This is a genomic window from Pseudomonas sp. PA-6-3C (genome assembly GCF_021605825.1).
GTDB lineage: Bacteria > Pseudomonadota > Gammaproteobacteria > Pseudomonadales > Pseudomonadaceae > Aquipseudomonas > Aquipseudomonas edaphica.
The window spans coordinates 91,481-107,178 of sequence record NZ_WKDV01000017.1; the positions used below are offsets into that span (position 1 = coordinate 91,481).

The 15,698-nt window shown below is 59.8% G+C and carries 15 protein-coding genes; 2 read left to right on the forward strand and 13 right to left on the reverse strand.

Features of this window, described 5'->3' with window-relative positions:
• Position 1: 1 nt before the first annotated feature.
• The 10 genes from tmk to GIW48_RS13965 form a co-directional block, all read right to left on the reverse strand.
• Positions 2 to 637: a dTMP kinase gene (tmk, locus tag GIW48_RS13920; RefSeq protein WP_181643133.1), complete on the reverse strand. Its 636-nt coding sequence runs from the start codon at positions 635 to 637 to the stop codon at positions 2 to 4.
• A 257-nt stretch (positions 638 to 894) separates the two neighbouring features.
• Positions 895 to 2,031: an endolytic transglycosylase MltG gene (gene mltG / locus GIW48_RS13925; RefSeq protein ID WP_099548163.1), complete on the reverse strand. Its 1,137-nt coding sequence runs from the start codon at positions 2,029 to 2,031 to the stop codon at positions 895 to 897.
• 1 nt (position 2,032) lies between these two features.
• Positions 2,033 to 2,848 (reverse strand): aminodeoxychorismate lyase, encoded by an 816-nt coding sequence (gene pabC, locus GIW48_RS13930; RefSeq protein ID WP_236460486.1) that lies wholly within the window; start codon positions 2,846 to 2,848, stop codon positions 2,033 to 2,035.
• Positions 2,848 to 4,092 carry a beta-ketoacyl-ACP synthase II gene (gene fabF, locus GIW48_RS13935; RefSeq protein WP_017138365.1) on the reverse strand — a complete coding sequence of 415 codons (1,245 nt, stop codon included), beginning with the start codon at positions 4,090 to 4,092 and terminating at the stop codon, positions 2,848 to 2,850. Before fabF ends, pabC begins: the two co-directional genes overlap by 1 nt.
• 128 nt (positions 4,093 to 4,220) lie before the next feature.
• Positions 4,221 to 4,457, reverse strand: coding sequence for an acyl carrier protein (acpP, locus tag GIW48_RS13940; RefSeq protein WP_016973676.1), 237 nt, complete (start codon positions 4,455 to 4,457; stop codon positions 4,221 to 4,223).
• 192 nt (positions 4,458 to 4,649) lie between these two features.
• A complete protein-coding gene (gene fabG, locus GIW48_RS13945; protein ID WP_015885432.1) occupies positions 4,650 to 5,393 on the reverse strand; it encodes a 3-oxoacyl-ACP reductase FabG in 744 nt (247 codons plus the stop codon).
• 21 nt (positions 5,394 to 5,414) lie between these two features.
• A complete protein-coding gene (gene fabD, locus GIW48_RS13950) occupies positions 5,415 to 6,353 on the reverse strand; it encodes an ACP S-malonyltransferase (protein ID WP_236460484.1) in 939 nt (312 codons plus the stop codon).
• Between the two features lie 126 nt (positions 6,354 to 6,479).
• Positions 6,480 to 7,490 (reverse strand): phosphate acyltransferase PlsX, encoded by a 1,011-nt coding sequence (gene plsX, locus GIW48_RS13955; RefSeq protein WP_017138367.1) that lies wholly within the window; start codon positions 7,488 to 7,490, stop codon positions 6,480 to 6,482.
• Positions 7,491 to 7,494: 4 nt separating this feature from the next.
• The gene (gene rpmF / locus GIW48_RS13960) at positions 7,495 to 7,677 is read right to left on the reverse strand and encodes a 50S ribosomal protein L32 (protein ID WP_004371305.1); all 183 of its coding nucleotides are present in this window, start codon (positions 7,675 to 7,677) and stop codon (positions 7,495 to 7,497) included.
• Between the two features lie 13 nt (positions 7,678 to 7,690).
• On the reverse strand, positions 7,691 to 8,221 hold the full coding sequence (locus GIW48_RS13965; protein ID WP_005790551.1) for a YceD family protein: 531 nt from the start codon (positions 8,219 to 8,221) through the stop codon (positions 7,691 to 7,693).
• A gap of 105 nt (positions 8,222 to 8,326) precedes the next feature.
• Here GIW48_RS13965 and GIW48_RS13970 point away from each other — a divergent pair, with 105 nt between their 5' ends.
• The gene (locus tag GIW48_RS13970) at positions 8,327 to 8,905 is read left to right on the forward strand and encodes a Maf family protein (protein ID WP_138449123.1); all 579 of its coding nucleotides are present in this window, start codon (positions 8,327 to 8,329) and stop codon (positions 8,903 to 8,905) included.
• A gap of 133 nt (positions 8,906 to 9,038) precedes the next feature.
• Here GIW48_RS13970 and GIW48_RS13975 read toward each other — a convergent pair whose 3' ends face one another.
• Genes GIW48_RS13975 through rluC form a run of 3 tightly spaced genes read right to left on the reverse strand, consistent with a single transcriptional unit; the run spans position 9,039 to position 11,652 of the window.
• Positions 9,039 to 10,022 (reverse strand): S49 family peptidase, encoded by a 984-nt coding sequence (locus tag GIW48_RS13975; protein WP_017138369.1) that lies wholly within the window; start codon positions 10,020 to 10,022, stop codon positions 9,039 to 9,041.
• Positions 10,023 to 10,046: 24 nt separating this feature from the next.
• The gene (locus GIW48_RS13980) at positions 10,047 to 10,706 is read right to left on the reverse strand and encodes an HAD-IA family hydrolase (RefSeq protein WP_017138370.1); all 660 of its coding nucleotides are present in this window, start codon (positions 10,704 to 10,706) and stop codon (positions 10,047 to 10,049) included.
• Complete coding sequence (gene rluC, locus GIW48_RS13985) at positions 10,693 to 11,652, reverse strand: 23S rRNA pseudouridine(955/2504/2580) synthase RluC (RefSeq protein ID WP_169985036.1); 960 nt, start codon at positions 11,650 to 11,652, stop codon at positions 10,693 to 10,695. Before rluC ends, GIW48_RS13980 begins: the two co-directional genes overlap by 14 nt.
• 756 nt (positions 11,653 to 12,408) lie before the next feature.
• On the opposite strand from rluC, the gene rne reads away from it, so the two are divergent.
• The gene (gene rne, locus GIW48_RS13990) at positions 12,409 to 15,585 is read left to right on the forward strand and encodes a ribonuclease E (RefSeq protein WP_236460482.1); all 3,177 of its coding nucleotides are present in this window, start codon (positions 12,409 to 12,411) and stop codon (positions 15,583 to 15,585) included.
• The last annotated feature ends 113 nt before the right edge of the window (positions 15,586 to 15,698 follow it).

The following is a 15,698-nucleotide window of genomic DNA, read 5'->3' on the forward strand; positions in this document are numbered from 1 at the left end:
GTTATGCCAAGCGAGCCAACAACTCCTCTACTACCGCTCTTATGTCTGCAGCAACAGCCTCAAAGCTTTGAGAGGCGTCCACAACCGCAAAGGTGTCTGGATTTTCCTGGGCTTGGACTAGAAAGCCATGACGAGCACGCGATAGGAACTCAGCCTTCTGCAACTCCATCCTGTCCAAGACCTCTCCCCGGCCGGCCACACGCTGCATGCCTACCGCAGGATCGATATCTAAAATGATATTCAAGTCAGGCTTGAAGCCACCCAGAGCGATCTCATTGATCGCCAGTACACGATCCAATGGCAGACCTCGACCAAAGTGCTGAAATGCGATGGTGGCGGGTGTGAAGCGGTCACAGATCACAATCGCTCCACCCTCAATGGCTGGGATAATTTTCTCTTGAAGGTGCTGAGCCCTAGCAGCGGCAAACAGAAGCAGTTCAGTCGTATCGCAAAGCTCAGGGGTGGATGGATCAAGTACCACCTCTCTGATCTTTTCTCCAATCGGAGTTCCACCAGGCTCACGCGTCACTAAAACGTGATGACCAGCCTCGCTCAACCACCCGCTGAGATGCTTGATCACCGACGATTTACCAGCTCCGTTATTACCGTCGCAGACGATCAGGCATCCATTTGACATTGAGATTCACCACTGCAGAAAGACTTAAGTGGTTTACATGATGGAGACGAGCCAGATAGGCGTCAAGGACTAAAACGCAGGTGCAAAAAGGGCTGTAAGCCGTATCACCAAAATAATTACCCTATATGGGTAGTTTACATTTTTATAGAGGAGACTATAACGACACTGGTTTACGTTGAACCACAAAGAGATATAAGGCGCCTTCCGGGCCTTCCAGGGTAATAAACAAGCCAGTCACAGGCAGTCCTTAGTCAGAGTCATTGCGGGCTTTGCGGCGCAGCGGCGTCCGGCGCTGGCTCGGCGGTTTTTTCAACCGGGGCGGCATCGGCCGGTGGTGTCGCGTCTTCCGGCGGTTTTACCGCCGGTGCCGGGCTGGAGCGATAATCGGCGCGGCGCTTGAGCTGGAACTCACGCACGGCGGCATTATGCGCATCCAGGTCATCGGAGAAAATATGGCTGCCATCGCCCCGGGCGACGAAGTACAGGCTGCTGCCGGCCACCGGGTTCAAGGCGGCATGGATCGCCTCGCGGCCGACCATGGCGATCGGCGTCGGCGGCAGGCCGGCAATCATGTAGGTGTTATAGGGGTTGGCTTCCTTGAGGTGCGCGCGGGTCAGCTTGCCGGTGTAGCGCTCGCCCAGGCCGTAGATCACCGTAGGGTCGGTCTGCAGCAGCATGCCGATTTTCAGGCGGCGCACGAACACCCCGGCGATCTGGCCGCGCTCTTGCGGCACACCGGTTTCCTTTTCTACCAGGGAGGCCATGATCAGCGCCTGGTAAGGGTCGGTATACGGTGCATCTGCGGCGCGTTGGCTCCATTCCTGGGCCAGTACATCATCCAGGCGGTTGTAGGCTTTTTTCAGGAATTCGACATCGGTCATGCCGCGCACGAAGCGGTAGGTGTCAGGAAAGAATCGCCCTTCGGGAAACACGCCAGGGTGGCCGAGCTTGTCCATCACTTCGTTGTCGCTCAGCCCCGACAGGGTCTGCACGATCTTTTCGTGTTTGGCCAGCGCTGAACGCACCTGGCGGAAGTTCCAGCCTTCCACCAATGTCAGGCTGTATTGCACCACTTCACCACGCTGCCACAAGCCGATCAGGCCTTCGGCAGTCAGGCCTGGGGTCATGCGGTATTCGCCGCTGTGCAGCGGCTGGCCTTCGAGGTTGAAGCGCCAGTACAGGCGCAACCAGAAGGCGCCATCCAGCACACCTTCGGTTTCAAGGCGATTGAAGGTGCCCGTCGGGGTTGCCCCGGCGGGTACATCCAGCAATTGTTCCTGGGTCAGATTCAGGGGCTGCTTCAGCGCAGAGTCGAGCTTCCAGGCCGAGAAGCCCAGCAGCAAGCCTGCCGAGACCAGGCTGATCTGCAGCAGTAAAACCAGTTTTCGTATCAACTCAAATTTCCAATAGCGCGCGAACAATGCCCTGCAGTTTACGGGTGAGCGGCCCAACCGACCAGCTCATCCCGGCGCAACCACGTACGGGCCAAATGCCATAAACGCTGTTGCACACGAAAACTTCGTCGGCCTGTTGCAACTGGTCCATGCTGATGTCGGCCACGGCCACCGGGATGCCCAGGGTTTGCGCCTGGGCCAGAATCTCCGCGCGCATGACGCCGGCAACCCCGCAACGATTCAGATCAGCGGTTAGTAACAAGCCATTGCGCACCAGGAACAGGTTGCTGAACACGCCTTCGATGACGCGACCCGAGTTGTCCAGCATCAAGCCCTCGGCATGTTCGGTATCCTGCCATTCGGCGCGGGCGATCACTTGTTCAAGACGATTAAGGTGCTTGAGACCGGCCAGCAACGGCTGCTCGGCCAAGCGAGTGGCGCACGCAAACAGGCGGATGCCATCGGCTGCATGGGCCAGGGGATAAGCAGCGGGCGGATTGCCCTGCAAGATACGGCGCACGGGGACGCCAGGGTTGATGCCATAGCCGCGCAGGCTGTCGCCACGGGTGAGGATCAATTTGAGTACACCATTGCCCAAGGCTGCAGCATAGGCCAGCACTTCGCTGCGGATCAGCGTGTGGTCCGCAACCAGGGCCAGGCGCCTGCAACCCGCCTCCAGGCGTTGCAGGTGACGGTCGAGCAGCACCGGCTGCCCGGCCTTGACGGCGATGGTCTCAAACAGGCCATCGCCGTACGCCAGGCCACGATCTTTCAGAGGCACGCTGTCCGCTGGCTGACCGTCGACCCAGCTGTGCATCACTCGGCGAACCGGCGGAACACCAGGGAACCGTTGGTGCCACCGAAACCGAACGAGTTGGAGATCACCACATCGATCGGCATCGGTTGCGCTTCGTGAGGCACGAAGTTGAGGTCGCAGCCTTCGTCCGGCTCATCGAGGTTGATGGTCGGCGGAGCGACCTGATCCTTGATGGCCATGACGCTGAAGATCGCCTCGACCGCGCCCGCCGCACCCAACAGGTGGCCGGTCATGGACTTGGTGGAGCTGACCGCCAGCTTGTAGGCGTGCTCACCGAACACCGACTTGATGGCTTCGGCTTCCGCCAGGTCGCCAGTCGGGGTCGAAGTGCCGTGGGCATTGATGTACTGCACCTGGTTGGCGTTGACCTTCGCATCGCGCAAGGCGTTGGTGATGCAACGTGCAGCACCGGCACCGTCGGACGGCGGCGAGGTCATGTGGTAGGCGTCACCGCTCATGCCGAAGCCAATCAACTCGGCGTAAATGGTGGCACCGCGCGCCTTGGCGTGCTCCAGCTCTTCGAGTACCAGCGCACCGGCACCGTCGGACAGTACGAAGCCATCACGGCCCTTGTCCCACGGACGGCTGGCGCGAGTCGGCTCGTCATTGCGCGTCGACAGCGCACGGGACGCGCCGAAGCCACCCATGCCGAGGCCGCAGGCAGCCATTTCGGCGCCACCGGCGATCATCACGTCGGCTTCGTCATAGGCAATGTTACGCGCCGCCATGCCGATGCAGTGCGTGCCGGTGGTGCACGCCGTGGCAATGGCGTAGTTAGGTCCCTGGGCACCCAAGTGGATGGACAGGAAACCGGAAATCATATTAATGATCGAGCCCGGCACGAAGAACGGTGAAATTCGACGGGGGCCGGAATCGTGCAGCGTGCGGCTGGTTTCTTCGATATTGGTCAAACCGCCAATACCCGAACCCATGGCCACGCCGATGCGCTCACGGTTGGCGTCGGTGACTTCCAGGCCGGCATTACGCACCGCCTGAAAACCGGCTGCCAGGCCGTATTGAATGAACAGGTCGAGCTTGCGGGATTCTTTGATCGAGAGATATTCCTCGACATTGAAGCCCTTTACCGAGCCGCCAAAACGGGTGGAATAGGCTGAAAGGTCCGTGTGTTCGATCAGACCGATACCACTGTGGCCAGCCAGAATGCCCTGCCAACTGCTCGGCACATCCGTACCCAGTGGCGACAACATACCCATACCGGTGACTACGACGCGTCTACGCGACACAGCACTCTCCTTTTTCTAATGACGACACTTTGCTTCGCAGCTTACTTTTCATCACCGCTTAAAGAAAAAACCGCACGCCGTTACAGCAGTGCGGTTTTTCCCTGACAGCAAGCGACGACTACAAACTATTACGCCTGGTGGGCAGTAACGTAGTCGATAGCAGCTTGAACAGTAGTGATTTTTTCAGCTTCTTCGTCCGGGATTTCGGTCTCGAATTCCTCTTCCAGAGCCATCACCAGCTCAACGGTGTCAAGGGAATCGGCACCCAGGTCTTCAACGAAGGAAGCGGAGTTGGTCACTTCTTCTTCTTTAACGCCCAGTTGCTCGGCAACGATTTTCTTGACGCGCTCTTCGATGGTGCTCATACCTTGTTTAACTCCTAATGGACAAATTCAGGCAGCTGGCCAGTGGGTAAGTGTATAGAAAGCCTTTTCAGCTTTTCAACTGAAAGCTTCACCCTCGTACCCGACCGACCACCTGCCTATAAATTAAGTTGCAGCTTTATAACGGATTTTAGACAGCTCGTATGACATTTTTTTGAAGCGATCCGTCACAATTTAACTCATGTACATCCCGCCGTTCACCGGGATTGTAGCCCCAGTCACGTATGCCGCACCGTCGGATGCCAGGAAAGTGACCACATTTGCGATCTCTTGAGCCTGGCCCAGACGGCCCAGCGGAATCTGGGTCAGCAAAGCTTCACGCTGAGCTTCCGGCAGTTCGCGGGTCATATCGGTGTCGATGAACCCTGGGGCCACCGAGTTGACCGTAATCGAACGCGAACCGACTTCACGGGCCAATGCACGGCTGAAACCTTCCAGACCGGCCTTGGCCGCGGCATAGTTTACTTGGCCTGCGTTGCCCATGGCACCCACTACGGAGCCAATATTGATAATTCGGCCCCAACGCGCCTTGGTCATGCCGCGCAAAACGCCCTTGGACAGGCGAAACAGACTGTTCAAGTTGGTATCGACCACGTCGTACCACTCGTCGTCTTTCATGCGCATCATCAGGTTGTCACGGGTGATACCGGCGTTGTTCACCAGAATAGCCGGTGCGCCGAACTGTGCAGTGATTTCAGCCAGCACAGCAGCAACAGACTCGTCGCTGGTCACATTCAGCTCAAGACCGGTGCCCTGTACGCCGTTTTCCTTCAAGGTGGCAGCAATACGCTCAGCGCCCGAAGCGGAAGTGGCGGTGCCGATCACAACGGCGCCTTGACGGCCCAGTTCCAGGGCGATCGCCTGGCCAATGCCACGGCTTGCGCCAGTAACCAGTGCAACTTTACCTTGCAGACTCATGCAGGCTTCTCCTAAAGGGTTTCAGGCCAGTGCCGCGCGCGCGGCAGCGAAGGCATCCGGGGTATTGAGGTTGGCAGTCGACACGCCATCGGCGCAGCGCTTGTTCAGGCCGGCCAGGACTTTGCCCGGGCCGCACTCGACCAACTCAGTGGCACCATTGGCAGCCAGGGTCTGTACCGACTCAACCCAGCGTACCGGCTTGTAAAGCTGCTCCAGCAGGTCGCGCTTGAGGGTGTCGAGGTCGGCGGCAACGGCCGCACTGACGTTCTGCACCAGCGGGATCTGCGGCGCTTGCCAATTGATGGCGGCGATGGACTCGGCAAAACGCTCGGCAGCCGGGCGCATCAGCTCGCAGTGGGACGGCACGCTCACCGGCAACGGCAAGGCGCGCTTGGCACCACGGGCCTTGCAGCCTTCAATGGCGCGCTCGACAGCGGCCTTGGCGCCAGCGATGACCACCTGGCCAGGGGAGTTGAAGTTCACCGCGCTGACCACTTCGCCCTGGGCCGCTTCGGCACAGGCTTCGATCACTACAGCGTCTTCCAGGCCGAGGATAGCGGCCATGCCGCCCTGCCCGGCCGGAACAGCTTCTTGCATCAGCTGACCACGACGCTCGACCAGCTTGACCGCTTCAGAGAGGGTCAGGCTGCCGGCGGCCACCAAGGCGCTGTACTCGCCCAGGCTGTGACCGGCGACGTAGGCCGGGTGCGCACCGCCTTCGGCCAGCCACAAGCGCCACAGGGCGATCGAGGCGGTCAGTATCGCCGGCTGGGTTTTATCGGTTTGATTGAGTTGCTCTTCCGGCCCTTGCTGGGTCAGTGCCCACAGGTCGTAACCCAGGGCATCGGAAGCTTCCTTGAAGGTTTCCAGGATCAGTGGATGTTGCGCGCCCAGCTCGGCCAACATACCGAGGGACTGCGAACCCTGCCCTGGAAAGACGAATGCGAGGGATGTAGACATGTAACAAGCCCCTAATGATCTGGTCGTCAAAAATGCTCGCACCGAAGGTGGGCGCGAACGAAACTGACAGATTGGATGGTCAATTGAACTGGCCGGTCACATTTAAGCACTCCCGGGCCGATTCGCCTAAGGCAACAGATCCTCAAGACGCCCGTGCAAGCGTTGCGGCAGGTTTTCCTGGATCTCGATCAATGCCCGCGCAATCGCACTTTGAAAGCCCTGCACACCTGCAGAGCCGTGGCTTTTTACCACAATGCCCTGCAGCCCCAGAAAACTCGCGCCATTATGCCGTGCCGGTGCCAGGTCGGCCTGCAGGCGGCGCATCAACGGTAACGCCAGCGCGCCGACCATGCGTGAGGCCAGGTTCTGCTTGAACAAGGCCTCGATACGCGTGGCAATCATGGTCGCCAGGCCTTCGCTGGACTTAAGCAGGATATTGCCGACAAAACCGTCGCACACCACTACATCCGCCTCGCCTCGGTACAAGCCGTCACCTTCGACAAAACCGATATAGTTCAAGCCCCGTGCGCCCTGCAACAAAGTCGCAGCCAGCTTGACCTGCTGATTGCCCTTGATGTCCTCGGTGCCGATATTGAGTAACGCCACACGTGGCCGGACCACACCCAACGCCTCAGCGGCCACCGAGCCCATCACCGCGAACTGGAGCAGGTGCTCGGCACTGCAATCGACGTTTGCACCCAGGTCCAGCAGCTGGCAATAGCCTTTCTGCGTCGGAATCGCCGCCACCATCGCTGGCCGATCAATCCCCGGCAGCGTCTTGAGCACATGCCGCGACAACGCCATCAACGCCCCGGTATTGCCGGCACTGACACAGGCTTGCACCTTGCCATCACGCAACAACTCAAGGGCCACCCGCATTGAAGAGTCGGGCTTGCCACGCAAGGCCGCCGCGGGCTTTTCATCCATGCTGATGGTTTCGCTGGCCGCAGTAACTGTCAGGCGCGCGCGATCCACCGCCGGATGGCTGGCAATCAGTTCTTCAAGTAGGGAATGTTGACCGACGAGGGTCAGGTGCAGCGAGGGCGTAGCGGACAGGCTGGCAATGCAGGCCTGAACAATGCTGCGGGGACCGAAGTCCCCGCCCATTGCGTCAATCGCGATGACTTGAGCAGACAAGTGATTACTCGTCAGCGCCCTTGTCGATCACTTTACGGCCACGGTATACGCCTTCTGGCGATACGTGGTGACGCAGGTGAACTTCACCGGTGGTTTTTTCTACGGACAGAGTGCTTGCCGTCAGGGCATCGTGCGAACGACGCATGTCACGGGCAGAGCGGGATTTTTTGTTCTGCTGAACAGCCATAATTGATTAACTCCTAAACGTTTGGGTCACGCTTTAACTGCGCCAATACACTGAACGGGTTGGACCGCGTTACCTCGTCCTCGCTCGGCTCGGCCTCGTCATCAAGGCCCTCCGGCTGCTGGCATTCTTCCGGATGATGAGCAGGCACAATGGGCAAGGCGAGCAAAAGCTCCTCCTCGATCAGTGCATGCAGATCCAAAGGATCTTCGCCCAGTTCCAGCACGTCATAACCTTTCGGCAACGACTGGGTATTCGCACCCTCTTTCACCACAGCATAACTGCATTCGCTGTGGATCGGCAGGGTGACCAGCTCAAGACAACGCTGGCAAACCATTTTGACTTCGGTGTCGATAAAGCTGTGGATTACCACAGACTTACGTTCATCTCGTTCAAAAACGAATTTAGCCTGCACCGTACCGACAGTGTCGGAAAGCGGGTCGCAGAGTCTCTCCAAATCGGCCAGCAGCACTTCACCTTGAAGGGTGGTGCCACGATCAGCCAATTTGCGCGGGTCAACGTGAGGTGGAATCGGGTCATTCAACATAGGCGCAGCATTATAGGGATGCACCCAGCCATGTCAAAGGAAATTCAGCCCTGTGCGTCAGCTGGTCGCCCCGCTAGAATCGGCGGCTGCCTCGAGGAGACACCCATGCTGCCTTTATTACTCGCTTCCAGCTCGGTTTATCGCCGGGAATTGCTGGCCCGCCTGCACCTACCGTTCATCTGCAGCTCGCCGGATATCGACGAAAGCCATCGCGCAAATGAATCGGCCATTGAGCTGGTCAAGCGCCTGGCGCAAGAGAAAGCCCGCGCCCTCGCCGCCAGTCATCCAGGGCACCTGATTATCGGCTCGGATCAGGTGGCCGCGCTCGATGGCCGCATTATCGGCAAACCTCATACCTTTGAAAACGCCCGCGAGCAATTGCTGGCAGCCAGCGGCAAACGCGTGAGTTTTTTAACTGGCCTGGCGCTGCTCAACAGTGAGACGGGCCACTGCCAGGTAGATTGCGTGCCGTTTACCGTGCAGATGCGCGAACTGAATGTAGAACGCATCGAGCGTTATTTGCGTGTGGAACAGCCTTATGACTGCGCAGGCAGCTTCAAGGCCGAAGGGCTGGGTGTGAGCCTGTTTCAGAGTACCGAAGGGCCGGATGCGACCAGCCTGATCGGCCTGCCGCTGATTCGACTGGTGGACATGCTCCTGGCTGAAGGCGTGCAAATCCCCTAGGCCCACCCCAAAACCACTGTGGGAGCTGGCTTGCCTGCGATAGCGGTGGGCCAGTCACTTTCAATGTCGACTGACCCAGCGCTATCGCGGGCAAGCCCGCTCCCACATTTTGAACTACGACGAAGCTGATATTTCAGCGCAGCGTCGGGCCCTGGAAGCCCATGTAGTAGGCCAGCTTCTGCGCCACACTGGCGCCGAGTTTCTTGGAGAAGCGATCAAACGGCGATTCCTGAACAGTGAAGTCCACCAGCTCCTTCTCACCAATCACATCGCGCGCCACCGAACTGGCACTGCCCAAGCCATCGATCAAACCCAATGGCAACGCTTGCTCACCGGACCACACCAGGCCGGAGAACAGCTCCGGATGGTCTTTGTCTTTCAGACGATCGCCGCGCCCCTGCTTCACGCTGGCAATGAACTGACGATGGGTGGTGTCGAGCACGCCCTGCCAGAACTGGGTTTCATCGGCCTTTTGTGGCTGGAACGGGTCCAGGAAAGACTTGTGCTCACCCGAGGTGTAGGTGCGACGCTCCACCCCCAACTTCTCCATGGTGCCGACAAAGCCGTAACCGGCCGCTGTCACACCAATGGAACCGACGAGGCTGGCCTTGTCGGCATAGATCTGGTCAGCGGCGCTGGCGATGTAATAGGCACCCGAGGCGCCCAGATCGGAAATCACCGCGTACAGTTTGATGTCCGGGTGCAGCCCGCGCAGGCGGCGAATCTCGTCATACACATAGCCAGACTGCACAGGGCTACCGCCTGGGCTGTTGATGCGCAGGATCACGCCCTTGACCTTGGGATCTTCGAAGGCTGCACGCAGGCCGCCGACGATATTGTCGGCGCTGGCGGACTCCTTATCGGCAATCACCCCGTTCACGTCGATTAAGGCGGTGTAGTTGTTGCCACGGGTGGCGCTTTTTTCCATGTCCATCAGCGGGCTGAACAACGCCAGCATGGCGATAAGCCAGATAAACGTCAGCAGCTTGAAGAAAATCCCCCAACGCCGTGCACGGCGCTGTTCCTGAACACTGGCCAGCAGGGTCTTCTCCAACAACTTCCAGCTTTTATCATCACCGCTTTCGGCCTTTTCGGGCGCTTTCCACTCGTCACTCATGCCATTAACCCCAGCAAAGACTTATCAGGCCCGGCTGAGCCAGGCTTGCAGTTCAGAAAAATGATCAATCGTCAGCCTGGGCTCGTATGCCTGCAAGGCTTCGGCTGCCTGAGCACCGTAGCTGACCGCCACGCTGTCCATGCCAGCATTGCGTGCCATCATCAGGTCGAAGGAAGCGTCACCCACCATCAACGCCTGACGCGGCGCTACGCCGCAATGCGCCAGGATCTGCTCCAGCATCAGAGGGTGAGGTTTGCTGGCGGTTTCATCCGCTGCACGGGTGATACTGAAATAATCTTCAAACCCGTGAGCCTTGAGCACCCGATCCAGCCCGCGACGGGCCTTGCCGGTGGCCACGGCCAAGTGATAACCCTCGGCGCGAAACGCTTCTAGGGATTGCCTTACGCCGTCAAACAGCGGCGAAGGCGTGGCCTCCAGCGCGATGTAGTGATCAGCGTAATGATCACGAAAGGTCACCAGCTGCGCATCGCTGATCCGGGGGTACAAGGTACGGATCGCCTCGGGCAGGCCCAGGCCGATAATGCCTTTTACCGCCAGATCAGTGCATAACTCGAAACCCGAACGGGTCGACGCCGCGTGCATTGAGTCGACGATGCGCCCAATGGAATTGCACAGCGTGCCGTCCCAATCAAAAATCAGCAGCTTGTAGTCAGGGTGCGACACTCAAACGCTCCACGGTCTTGGCCCACATCTCATCGACCGGCGCCTGCAACTTCAGCTCGCCGCCATCGGGCAGCGGTACGGTGAGCATGTAGGCGTGCAGGAACAGGCGCTTGCCGCCCAGGTCACGAATTTCCCTGGAGAAATCCTCATCGCCGTACTTGGTGTCACCGGCGATGCAGTGGCCCGCGTGCAGGGTGTGCACGCGAATCTGGTGGGTACGCCCGGTCACCGGCTTGGCCTCGACCATCGTGGCGAAGTCACCGAAGCGGCGCAGCACCTTGAACAGGGTCAGGGCTTCTTTGCCCTCCTCGTCCACTTCGACCATGCGCTCGCCGGAGCGCAGGTTGCTCTTCTGCAGCGGCGCACGCACGCTCTTGATGGAGCTGGCCCAGTTACCACGCACCAATGCCATGTAGCGCTTGTCCACGCCATCGCCACGCAAGGCGGTGTGCAGGTGACGCAACATGCTGCGTTTTTTGGCGATCATCAGCAGGCCGGAGGTGTCGCGGTCCAGGCGGTGGACCAGTTCCAGCTCCTTGGCATCGGGTCGCAACTGACGAAAGGCTTCGATCACCCCGAACGTCAGGCCACTGCCGCCGTGAACCGCAATGCCGCAAGGCTTGTTGATCACGATCAGCTTGTTGTCTTCGAAGACAATCGACGCTTCCAGGCGCTGCAACAGGCCCTGGGCCAACGGCACCGGCTCGTCACGCTCAGGCACGCGCACCGGCGGCACACGAACGATATCGCCCGCCTGCAGCTTGTACTCGGGCTTGATCCGGCCTTTGTTCACGCGCACTTCACCTTTACGCAAGATGCGGTAAATCAAGGTCTTGGGCACGCCTTTGAGCCTGGCCAGGAGAAAATTGTCGATGCGTTGGCCGGCATATTCCGGCGAGACCTCGAGCAGCTGGACGCTGGGGGTCTGGGGGGCGGTATTCGTCATGGCGGCGATGATAACAATTTTTTATGGAATTGAAGCACTTAATCATTGCTGCTATAGTCGCGAACGCCGCCAAAAGCGGCCTGGACAGAGGACTTGCGGCAAACTGCCGGCCCTGACCATCGCAATTCATCAGGACGCGAGGCCGTCCTACGGGGCTTTTGCCACCCTGGAAGGCTCAGGATTGTAACAAGCGCAGGTGACATGAGGCCTGAAGCGAGTGCAGAAAGCAGAGTGAATACTCGCGTTCTGCGCCGATATTTACGGCCAGTTCACAAAGTGCAGTCAGTCTTGAGCCAGACCACGGCGAATGCTTCGGAAACAACGCCTGTTAAGAGCTGAGTGAGAGCGCAGTCGCCCACACCTAGTCTTGTTTAGCCATGAGCGTGGACTCCCCATTGGAGTACACGGTAAATGCCAACCCGCTGCGGATTCTGCGCGCGGCAGCACCCGAATTATCAGGGATACGTGTAGGGTGGAGATGCACAACCGTCGGACCGTGTAGCATTAGGCTTATAAGACGCTTCATCTCGTCCACAGTCGCCGGTTGATTCCTCCTCCTGACCTTAGCTTTTGTTGAAGTGGTGCCTTTGTCACCACCGCTAACAAGCAGGACGCGTCCGTCGCGATACCGGCCCAATTGGCTCGTTATTGCTGGACACTGGAGTGGCCAACCACTCTTGACGCACCTGACACCGACCGTGAGAAGTCGTGTGTGCCGAACGCCGTTTCCGGCAGCCCGGAAACCGACGGTACAACATGAAAAGAATGCTGATTAACGCAACTCAACCCGAAGAGTTGCGTGTTGCACTGGTAGATGGCCAACGCCTCTATGACCTGGACATCGAATCCGGTGCACGCGAGCAAAAGAAGGCCAACATCTATAAAGGCCGTATTACTCGCATCGAACCAAGCCTTGAGGCTGCCTTTGTCGATTTCGGCTCCGAGCGCCACGGCTTCCTGCCCCTCAAAGAAATCTCCCGCGAATACTTCAAGAAAGCCCCCGAAGGCCGCGTGAACATCAAGGACGTCCTGAGCGAAGGCCAGGAAGTCATCGTTCAGGTCGAAAAAGAAGAACGTGGCAACAAGGGCGCTGCCCTGACCACCTTCATCTCCCTGGCCGGCCGTTACCTGGTGCTGATGCCGAACAACCCACGTGCCGGCGGCATTTCCCGTCGCATCGAAGGCGAAGAACGCAACGAACTGCGTGAAGCGCTGAACGGCTTGATTGCTCCTGCCGACATGGGCCTGATCGTGCGCACTGCAGGCCTGGGCCGCAGCAGCGAAGAAATGCAGTGGGACCTCGACTACCTGCTGCAACTCTGGACCGCCATCAAAGAAGCCTCCCTGGATCGTTCCGCGCCGTTCCTGATCTATCAGGAAAGCAACGTGATCATCCGCGCCATCCGCGATTACCTGCGCCAGGACATCGGCGAAGTGCTGATCGACAGCGTTGAAGCCCAGGACGAAGCCCTGACCTTCATTCGCCAGGTGATGCCGCAGTACGCCAGCAAGATCAAGCTGTACGAAGACAGCGTTCCGCTGTTCAACCGTTTCCAGATCGAAAGCCAGATCGAGACCGCCTTCCAGCGCGTGGTCGAACTGCCTTCCGGCGGCTCCATCGTGATCGACCCGACCGAAGCCCTGGTGTCCATCGACATCAACTCGGCGCGCGCCACCAAAGGCAGCGACATCGAAGAAACCGCCCTGCAGACCAACCTGGAAGCGGCTGAAGAAATCGCCCGCCAGTTGCGCCTGCGTGACATCGGCGGCCTGATCGTGATCGACTTCATCGACATGACCCCAGCCAAGAACCAGCGCGCCGTGGAAGAAAAAGTCCGCGAATGCCTGGAAGCTGACCGTGCCCGCGTACAGGTCGGCCGTATCTCGCGCTTCGGCCTGCTGGAAATGTCCCGTCAGCGCCTGCGTCCCTCCCTGGGCGAGAGCAGCGGCATCGTCTGCCCGCGTTGCAACGGCACCGGCATCATCCGTGACGTTGAATCGCTGTCGCTGGCGATCCTGCGCCTGATCGAAGAAGAAGCCCTGAAAGACCGCACCGCCGAAGTTCGCGCGCAAGTGCCGATCCCGGTGGCCGCTTTCCTGCTTAACGAAAAACGCAACTCGATCACCAAGATCGAACTGCGCACCCGTGCCCGCATCGTCATCCTGCCGAACGATCACCTCGAGACGCCGCACTTCGAAGTGCAACGCCTGCGTGATGACAGCCCGGAAGCCCACAGCGGCCAGTCCAGCTACGAAATCGCTGCTGCCGCTGCCGAAGTGGAAGAAGTCCAGCCAGCCGCCGCGACCCGCACCCTGGTTCGCCAGGAAGCGGCCGTTAAGACCGCACCGGCACGTGCCAACGCTCCGGTACCGACCGAAGTGGCTGCACCGGTTGCCGCGCCGGCCGCCATGCCTGAGCCAAGCCTGTTCAAAGGCCTGGTGAAGTCACTGGTCAGCCTGTTCGCCAGTAAAGAAGAGCCTGCTGCGCCGGTTGTGGTTGAAAAACCGGCCACCGAGCGCCCGGCCCGCAACGAAGAACGTCGCAACGGCCGTCAACAGAGCCGTAACCGCAACGGTCGCCGTGACGAAGAGCGCAAGCCCCGCGAAGAACGTGCACCGCGTGAAGAACGCGCACCACGTGAAGAGCGTGCACCTCGCGAAGCCCGTGAAGAGACCCCGACTGTAGCCCGTGAAGAACGTGCACCGCGCGAAGAGCGCGCGCCACGTACTCCACGCGCCCCACGTGAAGACCGCAAGCCACGTGGCGAGCGTGAAGAACGTGTGCGTGAACTGCGCGAGCCGCTGGACGCCGCACCAGCGGTAGCTGCCGTCGCTGCCGAAGCTGCCAGCGAAGAACGCCCGGCTCGCCAGCCGCGTGAAGAACGCGCCCCACGTGAAGAGCGCCAGCCGCGCCCACCGCGTGAAGAGCGTCAACCACGTGCCGAGCAAGCCGCTGCCACCAGCGAAGAAGAAGTGCTGACCGGTGAAGAGCAACTGCAGGAAGACGGTCAGGACAACGCCGAAGGCGATCGTCCACGCCGCCGCTCCCGTGGCCAGCGTCGCCGCAGCAACCGCCGTGAGCGTCAGCGTGATGCCAACGGCAATGTGATCGAAGGCTCGGAAGAGACCGGCGAGAACGGCGAAGCTGCAACCGCAGAACCGACGGGCGCCGAACTGGCTGCCGGCCTGGCTGTGACCGCCGCAGTTGCCAGCACCGTGATCAGCGCACCGGCTGAAGCCCAGGCGCATGAGCAAGCTGAACGCGCTACCGCTGCTGTTGAAGAAACGGCTGCTGCAGAAGCACCGGTTGCCGAGACGCCAGTGGTTGAAGCTCCGGTTGTTGAAGCGCCAGTCGTCGAAGCCACTGCCCCGATCGAAGCCCCAGTGGTTCCGGAAGTGGAAGTTGCCTCGCCAGTGCGCGACGTTCAACCAGAAGTCGAAGTGACTGCTGTCGAGCCTGCACCGGTAGTCGAGCCTCAGCCAGTGGTTGAAGCCGTCGTTGAAGCGCCGGTTGTCGAGGAAGCCGCCCCGGCAGTGCGTGAAGTTCGCGAAGAACAGACCGCCTTCCAGTGGACTGCCGAACCAGCTGCACCGGTTGAAGCGCCAGCACCTGCTCCTGTGGTGGAAGAAGCGCCTGCACCGGTTGCCGAAGTGGTTGCCGAGCCCGCCCCAGTCGTTGAGCCTGCACCCGTGGTTGAAGCGCCAGTGGTTGCCGAAGTCGCAGCGCCCGTGGTTGAAGCCGCGCCTGCCAGCGCCCTGACCGAAAACGGCCGTGCGCCGAACGACCCACGTGAAGTGCGTCGTCGCCGCAAGGAAGCTGAAGCCGCCGCTGCTGCAGCCGCTGCCGCACCGGCTGCCGAAGCGATCGAGGCTCCAGCCCCGGTTGAGCACAAGGCCTTGGAAACAGAGCACGAGCCTAAACCCCTCGTCTGATTCCATCCGCTACTAAAAAGCCCCGCCTGAGTGATCAGGCGGGGCTTTTTTATGGGCGTTCAACTTTTGCCTTGTGGAGATCAAAGGTGGGAGCTGGCTTGCCTGCGATAGCA

What these genes read in the sequence shown, in the direction of transcription:
- acpP (WP_016973676.1), bottom strand. Translation starts at nt 4,457, where the DNA reads ATGAGCACCATCGAAGAGCGCGTCAAGAAAATCGTTGCCGAGCAACTG.
- tmk (WP_181643133.1), bottom strand. Translation starts at nt 637, where the DNA reads ATGTCAAATGGATGCCTGATCGTCTGCGACGGTAATAACGGAGCTGGT.
- fabD (WP_236460484.1), bottom strand. Translation starts at nt 6,353, where the DNA reads ATGTCTACATCCCTCGCATTCGTCTTTCCAGGGCAGGGTTCGCAGTCC.
- rne (WP_236460482.1), top strand. Translation starts at nt 12,409, where the DNA reads ATGAAAAGAATGCTGATTAACGCAACTCAACCCGAAGAGTTGCGTGTT.
- fabG (WP_015885432.1), bottom strand. Translation starts at nt 5,393, where the DNA reads ATGAGTCTGCAAGGTAAAGTTGCACTGGTTACTGGCGCAAGCCGTGGC.
- rpmF (WP_004371305.1), bottom strand. Translation starts at nt 7,677, where the DNA reads ATGGCTGTTCAGCAGAACAAAAAATCCCGCTCTGCCCGTGACATGCGT.
- GIW48_RS13975 (WP_017138369.1), bottom strand. Translation starts at nt 10,022, where the DNA reads ATGAGTGACGAGTGGAAAGCGCCCGAAAAGGCCGAAAGCGGTGATGAT.
- rluC (WP_169985036.1), bottom strand. Translation starts at nt 11,652, where the DNA reads ATGACGAATACCGCCCCCCAGACCCCCAGCGTCCAGCTGCTCGAGGTC.
- GIW48_RS13965 (WP_005790551.1), bottom strand. Translation starts at nt 8,221, where the DNA reads ATGTTGAATGACCCGATTCCACCTCACGTTGACCCGCGCAAATTGGCT.
- pabC (WP_236460486.1), bottom strand. Translation starts at nt 2,848, where the DNA reads ATGCACAGCTGGGTCGACGGTCAGCCAGCGGACAGCGTGCCTCTGAAA.
- GIW48_RS13970 (WP_138449123.1), top strand. Translation starts at nt 8,327, where the DNA reads ATGCTGCCTTTATTACTCGCTTCCAGCTCGGTTTATCGCCGGGAATTG.